The 14,507-nt window shown below is 61.8% G+C and carries 12 protein-coding genes and 4 tRNA genes; 12 read left to right on the top strand and 4 right to left on the bottom strand.

Annotated features, from left to right (window positions below; translation table 11 throughout):
• Positions 1 to 65 precede the first annotated feature (65 nt).
• From HJY11_RS08315 to mltG, 5 genes are all read left to right on the top strand, one after another.
• Positions 66 to 141, top strand: a tRNA-Asn gene (locus HJY11_RS08315).
• Positions 142 to 144: 3 nt separating this feature from the next.
• Positions 145 to 221 (top strand) — tRNA-Ile (locus HJY11_RS08310).
• Positions 222 to 236: 15 nt separating this feature from the next.
• Positions 237 to 312 (top strand) — tRNA-Trp (locus tag HJY11_RS08305).
• A gap of 5 nt (positions 313 to 317) precedes the next feature.
• A tRNA-Thr gene (locus HJY11_RS08300) sits at positions 318 to 393 on the top strand.
• 211 nt (positions 394 to 604) lie between these two features.
• Positions 605 to 1,528, top strand: a complete 924-nt coding sequence (gene mltG / locus HJY11_RS08295) for an endolytic transglycosylase MltG (RefSeq protein WP_208075519.1) — start codon at positions 605 to 607, stop codon at positions 1,526 to 1,528.
• Positions 1,529 to 1,566: 38 nt separating this feature from the next.
• On the opposite strand, the gene HJY11_RS08290 is transcribed toward mltG, so the two are convergent.
• From HJY11_RS08290 to HJY11_RS08275, 4 genes are all read right to left on the bottom strand, one after another.
• Positions 1,567 to 3,171, bottom strand: a complete 1,605-nt coding sequence (locus HJY11_RS08290; protein ID WP_208075518.1) for a hypothetical protein — start codon at positions 3,169 to 3,171, stop codon at positions 1,567 to 1,569.
• Positions 3,168 to 4,028 (bottom strand): ABC transporter ATP-binding protein, encoded by an 861-nt coding sequence (locus HJY11_RS08285; protein WP_208075517.1) that lies wholly within the window; start codon positions 4,026 to 4,028, stop codon positions 3,168 to 3,170. Before HJY11_RS08285 ends, HJY11_RS08290 begins: the two co-directional genes overlap by 4 nt.
• Complete coding sequence (locus HJY11_RS08280) at positions 4,018 to 6,090, bottom strand: hypothetical protein (protein WP_208075516.1); 2,073 nt, start codon at positions 6,088 to 6,090, stop codon at positions 4,018 to 4,020. Before HJY11_RS08280 ends, HJY11_RS08285 begins: the two co-directional genes overlap by 11 nt.
• A 78-nt stretch (positions 6,091 to 6,168) precedes the next feature.
• Positions 6,169 to 6,552 (bottom strand): hypothetical protein, encoded by a 384-nt coding sequence (locus tag HJY11_RS08275; protein WP_208075515.1) that lies wholly within the window; start codon positions 6,550 to 6,552, stop codon positions 6,169 to 6,171.
• Between the two features lie 333 nt (positions 6,553 to 6,885).
• On the opposite strand from HJY11_RS08275, the gene HJY11_RS08270 reads away from it, so the two are divergent.
• The 7 genes from HJY11_RS08270 to HJY11_RS08240 all read left to right on the top strand — a co-directional run bounded on the left by HJY11_RS08270 (position 6,886) and on the right by HJY11_RS08240 (position 14,430).
• On the top strand, positions 6,886 to 7,473 hold the full coding sequence (locus HJY11_RS08270; protein WP_208075514.1) for a DUF5662 family protein: 588 nt from the start codon (positions 6,886 to 6,888) through the stop codon (positions 7,471 to 7,473).
• A gap of 86 nt (positions 7,474 to 7,559) precedes the next feature.
• Positions 7,560 to 9,476, top strand: a complete 1,917-nt coding sequence (locus tag HJY11_RS08265; protein WP_208075513.1) for an O-antigen ligase family protein — start codon at positions 7,560 to 7,562, stop codon at positions 9,474 to 9,476.
• A 127-nt stretch (positions 9,477 to 9,603) separates the two neighbouring features.
• Positions 9,604 to 10,353, top strand: a complete 750-nt coding sequence (locus tag HJY11_RS08260) for a MurR/RpiR family transcriptional regulator (protein WP_208075512.1) — start codon at positions 9,604 to 9,606, stop codon at positions 10,351 to 10,353.
• 117 nt (positions 10,354 to 10,470) lie between these two features.
• A complete protein-coding gene (locus HJY11_RS08255; protein WP_208075511.1) occupies positions 10,471 to 11,418 on the top strand; it encodes a carbohydrate kinase family protein in 948 nt (315 codons plus the stop codon).
• Entirely contained in the window at positions 11,396 to 12,523 is a 1,128-nt protein-coding gene (locus tag HJY11_RS08250) for an SIS domain-containing protein (RefSeq protein WP_208075510.1), read from the top strand. Before HJY11_RS08255 ends, HJY11_RS08250 begins: the two co-directional genes overlap by 23 nt.
• A complete protein-coding gene (locus HJY11_RS08245; protein ID WP_208075509.1) occupies positions 12,520 to 13,311 on the top strand; it encodes a BtpA/SgcQ family protein in 792 nt (263 codons plus the stop codon). The genes HJY11_RS08250 and HJY11_RS08245 overlap by 4 nt, the downstream gene beginning before the upstream one ends.
• Before the next feature lie 42 nt (positions 13,312 to 13,353).
• Positions 13,354 to 14,430 (top strand): BMP family ABC transporter substrate-binding protein, encoded by a 1,077-nt coding sequence (locus HJY11_RS08240; protein ID WP_208075508.1) that lies wholly within the window; start codon positions 13,354 to 13,356, stop codon positions 14,428 to 14,430.
• Positions 14,431 to 14,507: the final 77 nt, after the last annotated feature.

Genomic DNA, 14,507 nt, shown 5'->3' with positions numbered 1-14,507 from the left:
ACGCAGCGCTGAAGATACTTGGCGGGAAGCTGCCTGGGAAAATAGGGCGATGCCGACACAAATATTCCTCCTTAGCTCAGTTGGTAGAGCATGCGGCTGTTAACCGCAGGGTCGCCCGTTCGAGCCGGGCAGGGGGAGCCAGAAGGGCCTTTAGCTCAGTTGGTTAGAGCAGCCGGCTCATAACCGGTCGGTCCGGGGTTCGAGTCCCTGAAGGCCCACCAATGTGACCATCATTTAGGGGTATAGCTCAGTTGGTAGAGCAGTGGTCTCCAAAACCACGTGCCGAGGGTTCAAATCCTTCTGCCCCTGCCACGTATGCTGCTATGGCTCAGTCGGCAGAGCGCGTCCTTGGTAAGGACGAGGTCGGCGGTTCGAATCCGCCTAGCAGCTCCAAAGAAAACACCCACAGATCGCACAGTGATGCGGTTTGTGGGTGTTTTTTGCCGTGCCTAAAAATGCGAAAGAGACGAGAAAGCACATGCAGAGAGAACTGGGAAATGCGCGCAAGGGCGATCCTCGCTTCCCCAGAGGTCCCCTCTGCGGCTTTTCATTTGCCGGAGAATGTATTATAATAAGCAAAACAGTCGAAAAAGGGGAAGTGACAATGAAACACGCGTGTTGGAAAACCCTCTTGGCGGCCCTGGTCTGCCTCGCATTTTTGGCAGGCTGCGCAAAGGCAGAGGCGGCAGCGCCCACTGCCGGCGCCACCTTTGTGGAGAGTGCCGCCCTCTTCTCCGATGAAGAGGGGGGAACCCTCTCCCCCAAGGCCATTGCCGCCCAGGAGGAGAAGGAAACTGCCCAGGAGACCGGCGGTTCCGGTGAAGAGGGCGAGGGGGGCGCTGGCGAGGGCAACCAGTCCCGCCAGACGGTGCGGGTCACCGTTCCCGAGGGCAGCACCTTCATGCAGATCGCCAATACCCTTGAGAAAAACGGGGTCTGCACGGCGGCCGACTTTTACAGTACCGCCCAGAATTATTCTGTCAAATCCTTCACCGTCCCCTCCACCTCCGACCGCGCCTTTAAGATGGAGGGTTACCTCTTCCCCGACACCTACGAGTTCTACCAGGGGGAGGACGCCGAGTCGGTTTTGCGCAAGATGCTCAACAACTACGCTGCCAAGTCGGGGATGCCCTCTGAAAAGACCCTGATCCTGGCCTCCATCATCGAGCGGGAGACCCGCAGCACCGACCACATGAAGATGGTCTCCTCGGTCTTTCACAACCGGCTGGCCGCCGGGATGCGGCTGGACTCCGACCCCACCCGGGAGTATGTCAACAACTACATCACAGGCAACTCCCTGGTGCAAAACCAGAGCAAGTTCGCCCCCCTCTACAACACCTACAAGTGCAAGGGACTGCCCGCCGGCCCCATCTGCAATCCCGGCGCTCGGGCCATTGCCGCCGCCCAGAACCCCACGTCCAGCGAATACCTCTACTTCTTCTTTGGAAACGACAACCAAAACCACTACTCCAAGACACTGGAGGAGCATGAGGCCCAGATGGAGCAGTACGGGGTGCAAAACGGGTAGTTTCACTTGGCCAAATGACAGGTTGTCCGCCAGCTGGCTTAGCGGTTCATAATATCTGAGGTCCAGATACCGAGATGAGAGGATTCCCCGCTGTAGCGGGCGGTCCTCTCTTTTTGGTTGGGATGGCTGTTTACCATCTGGGCGACAGGGTCGATCTCCCGGTCGATCTCCTCCACCGGCCGCGCCGCCAGGGGCGACAGGTCAAAGGGGGTGCCCTCGATCTCGCTCTGGCGCAACAGGGTGTAGTAGATGCGGCAGTAGGCAAAGATCTGAAGTTTTTGGGTGGCGGTGAGATCGAGATTTTGATAGAGCCAGTCCCGGTTTAGGGTACACTGCTCGGCGAAGTGCCCCGGGTCAGTGATGCCGTCGAGCCCGGCTTCCTCCAAGCTGGTTTGCACCGCCTCCTCCAACTGGGCAAAGGAGAGTCCCTGCACCTGCCGGCGGTAGTACTCGTTCTGGATCAGCCCGGTGGGAGCGATCTCCTCACAGAGCTGCCTGCGAAAGGCCAGGTGCAGAGTCCCCATCGTAAATTGGCTGGGAGCGCCCTCCCCAAGCAACATGGACAGGTCGTTGACAGGGGTGTCTGCCACCGCGTCGAGAGAGAGGGGTGGCATCTCCTCCCAGCGCAGCCGGTTGTAGAGAGGGATAGCGTAGTATACGTGGGCATACTCTAACAGAGCGATCGACTCGTAGTCGGGCTCCACCTGGTCATCCATGTAGTTGGCCAAGCCGAAGTTCACCGCCTCGGCGTAGTAAAAGTAGTCGTCTTCTCCCGGCTGAAAAGGCAGGCCGTTTCGCTGCAGATAGGCGAGAAAGTGGTCCTCCGCTTGGCGGTAGGAGTAAACCATCTGCACCGGCTTTAAGAAGAGGTAGCAACCAAACCCAGCGGCCAGAAAAAGCGCGGTCGTCCCGGCGATCCAGCGACGACGGTGCTTCCCGTGGAAGGCATCCTTCGCAAATTGGCGCAGGCGCTGGCTGAAGTTTTGAAAGAAGGAGTAGGACTGCAGCAGGTAGACCAGAGCCGCCACCAGCAGCAACAGGCCGAAGAAGTAGGCGTACCGGGGAAAGAGGAAGGACCAGGACAGGGGAGGGTCCAGGGTGTAGAGGCTGTACGCCGACGGGCCGGTGTAGACAAAGGCAAAGACGATGTGGTAGACGAGGCAGAGGAAGAGGGCGGGCAGGGTGGTGCGCAACAGCTTGCTCAGGAGGAGGAAGAAGAGGGTGTAGAAGAAGAAAAGAAGGGCCCAGCGGGTGGCCAACAGGGCAAATTCGCCCAGATAGCGCCGGTGGATCAGGAGCGCTGGCAGCAAGAGGGCGGTGCTGTGGGCCCAGAACAGAAGGCAGTCCCACAGCCAGTCGCTCCGCCTTTGGCCGTAGATCTCAAACAGCTGCTGGGCGCCGCTATCATATTGTTCCTTAAAAAAGGAATGGAGATGGAAAAACAGTCCCAGGGGGAACAGCTGTTGGGCCAACTGGCAGGCAAAGAGGGGCAACTCCCGCTCCATCCCCGGCAGGTTGGCCAGGGTGAGCTGCCGGCAGTACAGGGCAAGGGGGTAAAGGCCGTAGTAGAGGATGAGGGGGACGAAGTAGCGAAACCGCATCCCCTTGATGTTCAGCCAGGCCAACCGAATCCGGGCGATCACAGGTCCTCCCCCCTCACCAGCGCAAAATAGCCGTCCTCCAGGGTGGGGGCCGCCGGTCTGGCGACCGCCGGCTGTGGAATCTGGCTGAGGATGCGGATATGCTCCTGTCCCCCCTCCTCAAAGACGTTTTCCAGGTAGTAGGGGCGGTTGAGAGAGGCCTCCTGCTCACGGGGCAGGGTGAACACCCTGCCGTCCGCATAGCGGCAGATGTCCCCCTTGGTCCCCTGGGCGCAGAGTTTTCCCCGGTCGATGACCATCACCCGGTTGCAGATGACGTCGATGTCGTCCACAATGTGGGTAGAGATGAGGATGGTGTGGCGGTGGCGGACGGCGGCGATGATGTTTTTAAAGCGCATCCGCTCCTCCGGGTCCAAGCCGGCGGTGGGCTCGTCAAAGATGAGGAGAGGGGGGTCTCCCAGCAGCGCCTGGGCGATGCCCAGCCGTCGCCGCATCCCGCCGGAGAGGGCCCCCACCCGCTTTTTGGCCTCCTCTTCCAGATTGACGGTGCGCAGGCAGCGCCCGATCTCTTCCGCGCCCTTTGCCCGGGGAATCTTTTTGAGGGTGGCGAAGTAGCGGAGGGCCTCGGCAACGGTGAGCTCGTGAAACATGTCAAAGTGTTGGGGGAGATAGCCACAGTGGGCAGACAGAAGGGCGCCCTTGGGGTCGGCCTTGCCGTCCACCACAATGCTGCCGCCATTGCTGTTGTAGACCCCCAGCAGGCAGCACATCAGGGTGGTCTTCCCCGCCCCGTTGGGCCCCAACAGGCCGTACACCCCCTCCTCAATGGAGAGGGAGAGGCCGTCCAGGGCCTTTTTTTTGCCAAATTTTTTGGTGAGGTTGTTCACTTCAATCTGCATAGCTATCCTCCTCCACTGGCTGCAAGACGCTCCCGGCCAGGTCGACCCCCAGGTCGGCAAAGAGCTGCCGGGGGGTGCGGGTGTCGCCGGGATCGCTGATATACTGGTAGACAGAGCGGTAGACAGACTCCTCTCCCTTTTGGTTGATGGCGAGGAGAAGGGGATAATAGTAGCTTTCAGGGTCGTACCTGTCTCCCAAGGCGGCATCAAAGAATCTGCCGGGTCTGTTATAGTGGACCATCAAATTGTCCCAGAGCGCTACCTTCGTGCGCAGCCCGGCGCTCTCCATGACCTGGGCGGCGTTCATGGATTTGCCGTAAAAGGTGTGTAGGGGCAGAAACTCCGGGCGTGTTTGAAAGGCCGCGATGGCGTTGTAGCGGGGAGAGGTGAGGGAGGAAGCGCGCCAGTGATCCTGAAAGAGGTACCAGTGGTCGGACATGGGGAGCGTCTCTCCGGCACTGAAGACGGTGGCCGGCGGGGAGGTGGGCCCCTCCACCCCGCAGAGGCGCGCCAGGGCCTGGTAGTCCTCAAACATCTGTCGGGCGGCGGCGGTCTCGTCCAGCGGGGGAAAGCCTTCCACTCCGAAGGTGTCCCCCTGGTCAACAGCACCCACGATCGGTCTGACAACGGTGATCCCCCCCTTCTCCTCGGCCTGAATTAGCCCCGCGGCCAGGGAGAAGGTGTCGCTCTCCCCTGTGAAGCGAACGCCCCCTTCGGCGGAGGGCAGGCTGCAAACGAGGTTGGGGGCCTGGGTGTGCACCGTCACGTCAAACTGCTTGGGCCGGGCGTCGATGGGGGTGGTAAAGCCCTCGCCGGTGTGCAGAATCTTTTTCCCGGGCATGGGGTAGAAGGGGAAGTAGCCGGGGAGGTAGACGCCCTGGGAATTGCTGTAAAACATGTCCCCATTTCCGCGGTAGGTGAAGGTGATGGCGGTGGCCCGGCTGTCTGTGGGAAAGACGGTCAGATAGTCCCGCTCCACCGTGTGGGGGAGCGGGTTGCCCAGATCGTCCTCCACCGATTCGAGGCGGTATCCCCGGTAAAGGGTAAAGGGGTAGGCGGCGGCAGTGAGGCCCCCTTCGATCTCGGCGCAGACGGTGGCAGAGAGCTGCCCGTGGATGGTGAGGTCCGCCGTATAGCGGGTAACGGCAAAGTCGGCCGGTTCATTGGAGTAGGTCTCCGCCCCCAGGGAGGAGACCAGAGAGGGGACGGCCCGCTGCCGGTCATAGCCGTAGTAAAGGCCGTTTTGGCGCTGGCCCAGGTAGCCCCCCAGGGAGAGGAGGGCGCAGCCGGAGAGGAGGAAGGCCGGCAACCGCCCCTTGAGCCGGGATGTGCGCGCACTTCCCCAAAACCAGAGGGAGAGGAAGAGGAGGGTGAAGAAGAGGACCCGCAGCCAGCGCACCGGCTCGTTGGGGATGCCGTAGGAGGGCAGGTAGAAGGAGGTCTGGGGGCTGTTTACCTGGATGGCGAACAGATCCACCAGGGGGGAGAGGTTGGCCTGCGGGGTGGAGAGGTCGGCGGCCAGCTCCTGGGAGACGGGGGTGAAGAGGAACACCAGGAGCAGGAGAAGGGAGACACCCAGGGCCTTTTGAGACAGCAGGGCAACGGCGCCGCCAGCGGCAATGGCCAGCAAACTGACCCCCCAGAAGTCGAGGCAGCAGACCTTCCAATAGTGCCAGAGGAGAAGGGGGTTGGAGCGGCAGAGGGAACGGTCGGTCCAGACGGTAAACCCAAAGATGCTAAGAGCGATGAGCAGCGCTGCCAGAGCCAGCACCGCGAACTGCCCCAGCAGTTGTTTGGCGAGGGCCCCCGGCAGAGGGCGGAGCGCCGCCTCGGTCTGCCGGCGCCGGCCGGTGGAGACAAAAAAGTAGGAGAGAAAGAGAAAACCCAACAGGAGCACCGGCTGAAAGGCCGCCAGGCGCCCCAGGAGCTGGAGGCCGTTTGGCATCTGGGGGAGAAGGTTGGCGGACAGCAGGCCAAACAGGAGAAAGAGAAGCAGACTTCCCCCCAGGGTGACGGGGTTGCGGAGGTAGCGCCTGCCGTTGAGAGAGAACACGGTCCACATAGGGACACCCCCTTGTTGCGGGATGGTTGAGAAAAAACGGCCCAAAGGGCAGGAAATGCCCTTTGGGCCGGTGGCGTGTTAAGAAGCGATTGTCAGGGAGCAGACCCCGGCGTCGCCGGAGTACCGGACATACCCGGCAGCCCGCCAAGTAGCGAGGCTGTTACAGCTTCCGCTAAAATAGGTGGTGTCCCCGCCGCCGGTCACATCGTCGGCCGAGGCCGTGGCGGCGACATAGCCGCTATAATACTGAAGCTGGCCATAGACTGGCCCGTTGCGCGGCCCGGTCGAGACGTAGCCGTTGGCCTTCTTGGCGGAGTCGCCGGTCCAGGGGCCGGTGGTGACCGAAGTGGCCCAAAAGTTCACGGTGGAGGTTTTGCTGGCGGCCAGGGCCGGCATGGCAATTGCCGTCAGACAGATGGCACAGAGACAGCAGATGGCGATTAGGCGCTTTTTCAACGTCATGGTGATTCCCTCCCTATGACAACAGGTGTGTGAACAAAGCGGCCGGGGAAAAATGCTAAAACATTGGAACCCCCTCCTTTTTGAGCCGGCTTATTGGTGTTCCTTTCGCTTTTATCGTAGGCGCTTACGGACGGGAAAGCAATAGAAAGGCGATGGAATTTCATGAAATTCCAGTTTTTGATTGCAAAATTGTGCAAAATAGATGGAAAATTTTATAAAATCGTGTCGCGAAGGCAGAGCGCCCTGTGCGGTTGCTCTGCCGAGATGGCAATTGAGAGTTGGCGCCATATCTGTTATGATAGATACCAGTTCAGCGTGAAAGGAGGGCGGGCCGTGAAGTGGCTCTCCCATTTAAAGACTGTCAACCACCACAAGAAGCTGGTGCGCAGGTACTGCTTTAAGGTAGGGCTCTACCGCCAGGGCCTGCTGCACGACCTCTCCAAATACAGCCCCGCCGAATTTGGGGTGGGGGCCCGCTACTTTCAGGGCAACCGCAGCCCCAACGACGCCGAGCGGCAGGACCGGGGGTACAGTTCGGCCTGGCTGCACCACAAGGGCCGCAACAAGCACCACCTGGAATACTGGATCGACTACTCCCCCGAGGGAGATCACGCCCTGGCGGGGATGAGGATGCCGGTCAGGTATGTGGTGGAGATGTTTTGCGACCGCATCGCCGCCAGCCGCACCTACCGCAAGGGGGCCTATGTGGACCGGGACCCCTGGGACTACTACCAGCGCTCCAAATCCCACTACATCCTCCACCCCGAGACCCGGGCCCTGCTGGAGGCCCTGCTTTGCCGGCTAAAGGACGAGGGGGAGGAGGCGGTCTTTTCCTACATCCGGCAGGAGGTGCTGCCCGCCTCCCGGCGGCAGGGCGATGGGCGCGGGCGAAAAAGCGGCAAAAAGAAGGGCGAAATTTGACAAAAAAATGGCCCAGGCCGTATAATGGGAGTACTCTGAAGAGGGGAGAAATGCCCCCTTTGTGCAGGGGGACGGGAAGTGATGAGTTGAGCGCTCAGCTCAAAAAAGCATATCATCTCTTTGACAAGACGCTGGGCAACGCCGGCGTTTTTCGGGTTGCCTTTCTGGCGGCCACCATCTTTTACTACGTCAACTTCTACGACCGCATCTTCAACCCCGTCAACCTGGTTTTGGGGATCTGGGCGATCTGCGTCTTTGTCAACGTGGTGTTCATCAAGCGCCTCTATTTTCAGATGCGCCACTGGTTTACCTTTGGGCTGTTCATGCTGGCCTCGCTGATCTCGGTGCTCCTCAACTGGCGGGACAACCTGCTCTTCAACTTTTTCACCCTGGGGTATTCTGCCCTCTACTTTGTGGTCTTTTTCGGCTGCACCAGTTTGATGGACTTTCACAAGGCCCAGCGGGAACTGCGCATCCTCCTAAAGATCATTGTGCTGCTGGTGACCGCCATCACCCTGGCGGGGGCCCTCTTTGTCACCTACCGGCTCAGCATCACCATCGACGGCTACCACTTCGGCTTTTTTGAGGGGCGCTTTTACGGCATCTTCACCAACCCCAACTACGCCGGTTTCCTCAACGCCTTGAGCATCGTCTGCGCCCAGATGCTCCTGACCATCGACCACCGCCGCAAGCAGAAGATGCGGAAGGTGGCCAAGGCCTTCCTCTGGCTCTCCATCCCCGTCAATCTGGTCTCCCTCTGGTTTACCGACAGCAACGCCGCCCTGGTGCTGCTGGGGGGCTATGGGGTGATGCTGGCCTGCGGGCTGCGCATCAGCTACCTCAAGGAGATCAACTGGAAGACCGTGGGCCGACAGTCCCTCTTTTTCCTGTTGGCCGCCGTGCTCATCTGCAGCGGCATCTTCTTCACCCGCACCCTGGTACAGGACGGGACGGCCGACGCCATCATGTACACCGTGACCGAGAATGAGGAGCTGCTCAACGAGGTCAGCGTGCAGGACACCGACGACTGGGTGGTGGTGTTGGGCGGCAGCGAGCGGCCCCTGGGCAGCGGGCGGGATGTGCTGGTCAAACAGGGCCTGGAAATCTTTACCCACAAGCCCCTCTTCGGGGTGGGTCCGGCCAATATCGAGACGGCGGGGGACCGCTATCTGGAAGACGGGCTGCGCTTCCCCGACCTGCACAACGCCTATCTGACCATCCTGGTGGGCACTGGGGTGACGGGCTTTGTCTGCTGCTGCACCTTCTTTGTCAGCTATCTCTGGTCCATCCTCAACGGGGTGTTCAACCGCAAGTACCGCAAGTTTGACCGGGGGGTATTGCCCTACGTCATGGCCTTTATCCTCAGCTACGGCATCTATGCCTTTGCCGAAAAGGCGCTGGTTTTCCACATTGACTTCACCACCGCCATCTTTTGGATGTTCATGGGCTATGCGGGCAATATGCTCATCCACCTGGAGAAGAAGTACTCCGCCTTTGTCAAGCGGGGGAAGCCGACGGTGGCCATCTCCGGCGTCTCCCGAGAGCGGGCGCAGGACCTGCTGGAGAAAAGCCCCATCTTTGCCGGGACGGGGGTCAAGGTGGCCTTTTTGCTCCAGCGCCCCTCCCGCGGGGAGAAGCCCAGCCAGAGCGGCGAGCGGGAGTACCGCTTCACCTATGTGCTCCCCTATCAGCACAGCTGGCGCGACCGGGTCTACCGGGCCCTCTCCCTCCTCTTCCCGCGGCTGGCCCTGCGCCACTACATCCCCGATTACGACTGGAACCTGGTGCTGGACAAGCTCTACTACACCGGCGAAAATCCGGCTTTGCAGAGCCTGTTTCTCTACAACCGCCGCCACAACGACGACTTTGAGATGGTCCATCTCTCAGGCTTTGAGCCGCCCCACCAGATGCCGGCCCCTGGCTGGCCCACCCGCGCCCTGGCCCGGATCACCGGGGTCCCCCTCTACACCGACCACTCGGTCCCCCCCTCGCAGGAACTCTAGTTGCCCGCGTCCCGGCCCACCGGCCCGGGGCGCTTTTTTGTCCCCGCCTTCGCGCCGGTGCGATTTGTTTTTTGCCTGAAATTCAGATACAATAGAAAAAACAGCAACCCAGAAGGGAGGGATGAAGATGACCTTTGCCGAGCGACTGATCGCCTATGAGGACAGTTTGAACGACACCGACGACGCCATTGCCGACTACCTCCTGCAGCACCGGGGGGAACTGGAGCGGCTCTCCATCCAAAAATTGGCCGCGGCCCTCTACACCGTCCCCAACACCCTGGTTCGCTTTGCCAAAAAGCTGCACTACACCGGTTTTGCCGAGTGCAAGGTGGCCCTGCGGGCGGAGTACGACGCCCCGGCCGGCCGGGTGGAGGTACCCATCAACATTCAAAAGACGCTGGAGATGCTCGACGAGAGCCAGCTGGCCTCGGTGGCGCGGCGGCTAAAGCGGGCGCGGCGGGTCTATTTTTACGGGATCGGCAACACCAACCCCTTTTGCGAGACCATGGCCCACTATCTCAAGTGCACCGGGAAAACGGCCGAGTCCTTTGACTACCGCCACGACATGTATTACAGCGCCGACCACGCCGAGCCGGGGGACCTGGTCTTTGTCATCAGCGTGTCGGGGGAGACCGACCAACTGGTCAAGGCGGTGCAGATGGCCAAGGAACGGGGGGCCTACTGTGTGAGCCTGACCGCCCTCTGCCGCAACACCCTGGCGCAGATGGCGGACTGCCGCCTCTACTGCTACACCCAGAAGATGGAGATCGAGGGCTACGAGGTGTCTGACCGGATGCCGGTGATGTTGGTCTTGCGCAAGCTGGCAGAGCGGTACTGGGCCCTGTTCGACCCGCCCATCGGCCCGCCGGTGAAATAATACACATCCGGCGCAAAAATAGAAAATGTTTTGTATATAAATGAGAGGATTGGATCGCCTCTCTTTTTTTTGTGCTATTCTAGGGCTGTCAAACAGAGACCGACAAGGAGGGATCAAATGAACTGTGAACTGGTGGTTGCGGGCAACCTGTCGCTGGACGACGTCTGTCTGCCCGACGGCAGCCGGCAGGAAAATGTCATTGGGGGCGACGCCCTCTACGGGGCGCTGGGCGCCCGCCTCTGGTGCGCCGGGGTGGGGATGCTCTCCCGCCGGGCCGGCGACTTTTCCCCTGAGAGCTTGCGGCGGTGCCGGGATGCGGGGATCGATCTGGCGGGTGTCCCCCTCTGTTCGGGGGTCAGCCTGCACAGTTTGGCCGTCTATCAAGGGGATGGCGGGCGGCAATTCACCGAGCTGTCGCCCCCGGGTACCCGGGAGGCCATGTCGCCCCGGGTGGAGGACATTCCCCCGGCCTACCGGCGCTGCCGGGCGGCCTTTCTCTCGGCCCTGCCCATCGACAACCAGCGGGAGCTGGCCGAGGCCTTTCACCGGGAGGGAGCGCTGGTTCTCCTGGACCCCTACGAGGGGGACGCCAGCGGGCGGCGGGAGACGGTTCGAGAGACCCTGCGCTGGGTGGACGTCTTTCTCCCCAGTGAGGAGGAGGCGGTGCGGCTGCTGGGCCCCCTAGAAGGGGAAGGGGACTTTGAAGGGGCGGCGCGGACCTTTGCCTCCTGGGGGCCGGGCGTGGTGGTCATCAAACGGGGAGCAGCGGGGTGCCTGCTCTACGAGCGGGCGGAGGACCGGTTTGCGCGGCTGCCCTGCCGCCCCACCCGCGCGGTGGACACCACCGGCGCGGGGGACACCTTTGGCGGGGGGCTGGCAGCGGGCCTTCTGCGCACCGGGAAGTTGCTGGAAGCCGCCTGCTGTGGGACCATTTCCGCCTCCTACGCGGTGGAGAGCTTTGGCCCCCAGGGGCTGTTTGAGGCCGAGAAGAGCGCCGCCGAGGGGCGGCTGGAAGCTTACTTAAAAGAGAAGAGGAGTGGTGATGACAGTGGCAAAGGGAATTGACATCATGCGAGAGGAGCTGGCACTGACGCCGGAGGTCATCCGGAAAGGGGTGAGCGACTTTGAGGCGGCCATCCGGGAAAAGGCCCGCCTCTTTCCCGAAAGGGGGATCAAGAAGATCTACGCGGTGGGGTGCGGGGACTCCCTCTTCGCCGCCCAGGCGGCCCGGTACACCTTTTTGGACCTGACCGGGGTGGACTGTGTGGCCTGCGAGGCACTGGAGTTCTGCCGCTATGAGGCGGACTATCTGCCGGAGGGGTCGCTGGTGCTGGTCATCAGCTATTCGGGGACGGTGGCGCGGACGGTGGAGTCGGCCCTGATCGCCAAGAAGAGGGGGGCGACAGTCGTCGCCGTCACCGGCAAACCCGAAAGCCCCCTGGCAAAGGCGGCGGAGGGGGCCCTGTGCTACCAGGTGCTCTCCCTGGGATACGCCCCCGGCACCATCTCCTTTACGGCGGCCCTGTTGATGTTGCAGCTCTGCGCCCTGCAGATCGGGCTGCGCACCGGTCATTTGAGCGAGGACGACGCCCAGCGGGAGCGGGCCTGGCTGCTGCGGGCCGCCGACACGGTGGAGGAAGCCCTGGCCGAAAACGAGCAGGGGGTGCGGGAAATCTGCACCGGCTGTGCCGACGCCGGGCAGTTCACGGTTTTGGGGGCCGGACCCAACCAGTCGATGGCCCACTTTGGCGCCGCCAAACTGGTGGAGGGCAAGCGGATCGACGGCATCCCCCAGGACCTGGAGGAGTGGGCCCACCTCAAGTTCTTTGTGAGCGGGCCGGACACCTCCATCCTGATCTGCGCCCCCCAGGGCGGCGGGTACAGCCGGGCGGTGGAGCTGATTCGGGAGATGAATTTTATCGGCGCCAACAGCATCCTCTTTACGGAGAGGGGGCCGGACAGGGCAGAGGCCAGCCATCTGGTCACCTATGCCCCCGGCCTGCCAGAGCGCTACACCCCTCTGGTCATCAGCGCTCTGCTGGGCCTCTTCGGCTACCACATCTGCAAGGTGAGCGGGGTCGAGAGCTGCGATTTTGCCAGCGAGGAGGCCAAGGAGGAGCACTACAACACGCTGCACAACAGCGCCTATCGGGAGGAACTGTCGAGATGAGTGTTTTAAACCAGTTGCGAGCGGGCCGCTTCACCATCGGCGTTCTGCACGTCCCCCCCTTTCCCACCAGTGTGTTGGGGGGAGAGCGGAGCATGGAAGAGATCGTCGAGCACTGCGTGAAAAATGCCCGGGTGCTGGAGGAGAGCGGTTTTTCCTCTGTTCTCCTGCAGAATGTGGGGGATGAGCCGGTGGGCCGCACCGCCTCGCCGGACACAGTGGCCAACATGGCCATCCTGGCGCGGGCGGTCAAGGAGAGCCTCTCCATCCCCCTGGGGGTGACCCTGCTGGACCACGACGGGAAGGCCCCCATCGCCATTGCCAAGGCCGCCGGCGCCGACTATGTGCGCATCAAGGTGTTTTGCGGCCTCATGGTGAAGATGACCGGCATGTTGGAGGGACTCTACTACGACGCCGTCCGCTACCGGCGGGAGATCGGCGCCGAGGAGGTGGACATTCTCGCCGACGTCTTTGACAGGGAGGGGTATCCCCTGGGGGACACCGACTTGGAGGAGATGGCCCGCTTTGCGGTGCAGAGCTGCAAGGCCGACGGGTTGATCCTCACCGGCAAGGACCAGCGGGGCACCGAGGAGATGCTGGCGACGGCCGGCCGGGCGACAGATGCCCCCCTCCTCATCGGCGGCGGGGTGGATGCCCAAAACGCCGGGCAGTTCAAGGGGCAGGCGCAGGGCTTTATCATCGGCAGCTGTCTCAAAACCCCCGGCGGCCCCTACGCCGACTTGTCGCCCCGCGCCTGCAAAGAGGTGGTGGAGGCATTTGCCAAACAGTGATGAAATCCGGCGGTTAGCCGGTACAGAGAGGAGAATGGAACCGTGAAGAGAGAGAAGATGCTGGCGGTTTTGCTGGTGGCTGCACTGGGCCTTTCGGCCTTTGCAACGGGCTGTGGTAAAGGGGACGCAGGGGAGGAGAAAAAGCCCCTCAAGGCGGCCTACCTCTGCGACCGGCTGGGCGACAAGGCCTTCAACGACATCGCCTGGGAGGGATTTCAGAAGGCGTCGCAGGACTTTGGACTGGAGATCAAGGTGGTGGAGTACGGGACGGATAAATCCAAGTTTGACCCCTCGGTCATCGACGCGGCGGAGAACAACGACATTGTTGCCTTCTCGGGCAACGAGTTCATGGAGATCGTGGAGAAGCACTACCAGGAGTTCCCCGACACCAAATTCATCGGCGTCGACATCCCCCCCGACTACCAGGTGGAGATGCCCAACGTCTTTGCCGTCTACTACGCCCAGAACGAGGGCGACTACCTGGCCGGCGTCCTGGCCCAGAAGATGAGCAAGACCGGCGTTGTGGGCTTTTTGGGCGGCGCAGAGGTGATTGTCATCAACGACTTCTTGGTGGGCTTTGTCGAGGGCAGCAAGCGGGCCGACCCCAACGGCAGAATCGCCATCTCCTACGTGGGGGACTTTGTCAATGCCACCAAGGCCAAGGAGATGGGGCTGCTGATGATCCAGCAGAAGGCCGACATCCTGCACCAGGTGGCGGGGGCCGCTGGGCTGGGGATGTTTGAGGCCTGCCAGGAGAAGGGAGCCCTGGGCATCGGCGTGGACGCGGACCAGCGGGCTTTCTTCCTGGAGAGCAAGCCCGAGATCGCCGACGTCATCATCACCTCCATGCTCAAGAGAAACGACATCGCCATGTACAACATGCTCAAGGGTACAGTGGAGGGAACCCTCGCCTACGGGACCCTGGAGACCATGGGGGTCAAAGAGGGGGTCACCACCCTGGTGGAGGATGACTACTACAAAGAGATGGTTCCCCAGGAGGTGCGGGACTACCTGGAGGAGATCAAGGGCGAGATCGTCGAGAAGAAGATCAAGGTGAGCAGCTACTTTGGCATGGAGCAGAGCGACTTTGTAAAGATCCGCGACTCGGTGCGGCTGTAAAAAGGCGCCGGGGGCCATCGCCACTGTCCCCTTTCCCCTCTCGGAGCGAGGGGCAGGCCCTCGACCCATCTGTGCGC

Source organism: Bittarella massiliensis (ex Durand et al. 2017), from assembly GCF_017566145.1.
Classification (GTDB): domain Bacteria; phylum Bacillota; class Clostridia; order Oscillospirales; family Ruminococcaceae; genus Bittarella; species Bittarella massiliensis_A.
The sequence above is the reverse complement of the archived record's forward strand: the minus strand, read 5'-3'. Positions and strand labels throughout refer to the sequence as shown.

Excerpts from the sequence above, each read along its gene's own strand:
- mltG (WP_208075519.1), top strand. The coding sequence starts at position 605 with ATGAAACACGCGTGTTGGAAAACCCTCTTGGCGGCCCTGGTCTGCCTC.
- HJY11_RS08285 (WP_208075517.1), bottom strand. The coding sequence starts at position 4,028 with ATGCAGATTGAAGTGAACAACCTCACCAAAAAATTTGGCAAAAAAAAG.
- HJY11_RS08280 (WP_208075516.1), bottom strand. The coding sequence starts at position 6,090 with ATGTGGACCGTGTTCTCTCTCAACGGCAGGCGCTACCTCCGCAACCCC.
- HJY11_RS08275 (WP_208075515.1), bottom strand. The coding sequence starts at position 6,552 with ATGACGTTGAAAAAGCGCCTAATCGCCATCTGCTGTCTCTGTGCCATC.
- HJY11_RS08260 (WP_208075512.1), top strand. The coding sequence starts at position 9,604 with ATGACCTTTGCCGAGCGACTGATCGCCTATGAGGACAGTTTGAACGAC.
- HJY11_RS08255 (WP_208075511.1), top strand. The coding sequence starts at position 10,471 with ATGAACTGTGAACTGGTGGTTGCGGGCAACCTGTCGCTGGACGACGTC.
- HJY11_RS08250 (WP_208075510.1), top strand. The coding sequence starts at position 11,396 with ATGACAGTGGCAAAGGGAATTGACATCATGCGAGAGGAGCTGGCACTG.
- HJY11_RS08245 (WP_208075509.1), top strand. The coding sequence starts at position 12,520 with ATGAGTGTTTTAAACCAGTTGCGAGCGGGCCGCTTCACCATCGGCGTT.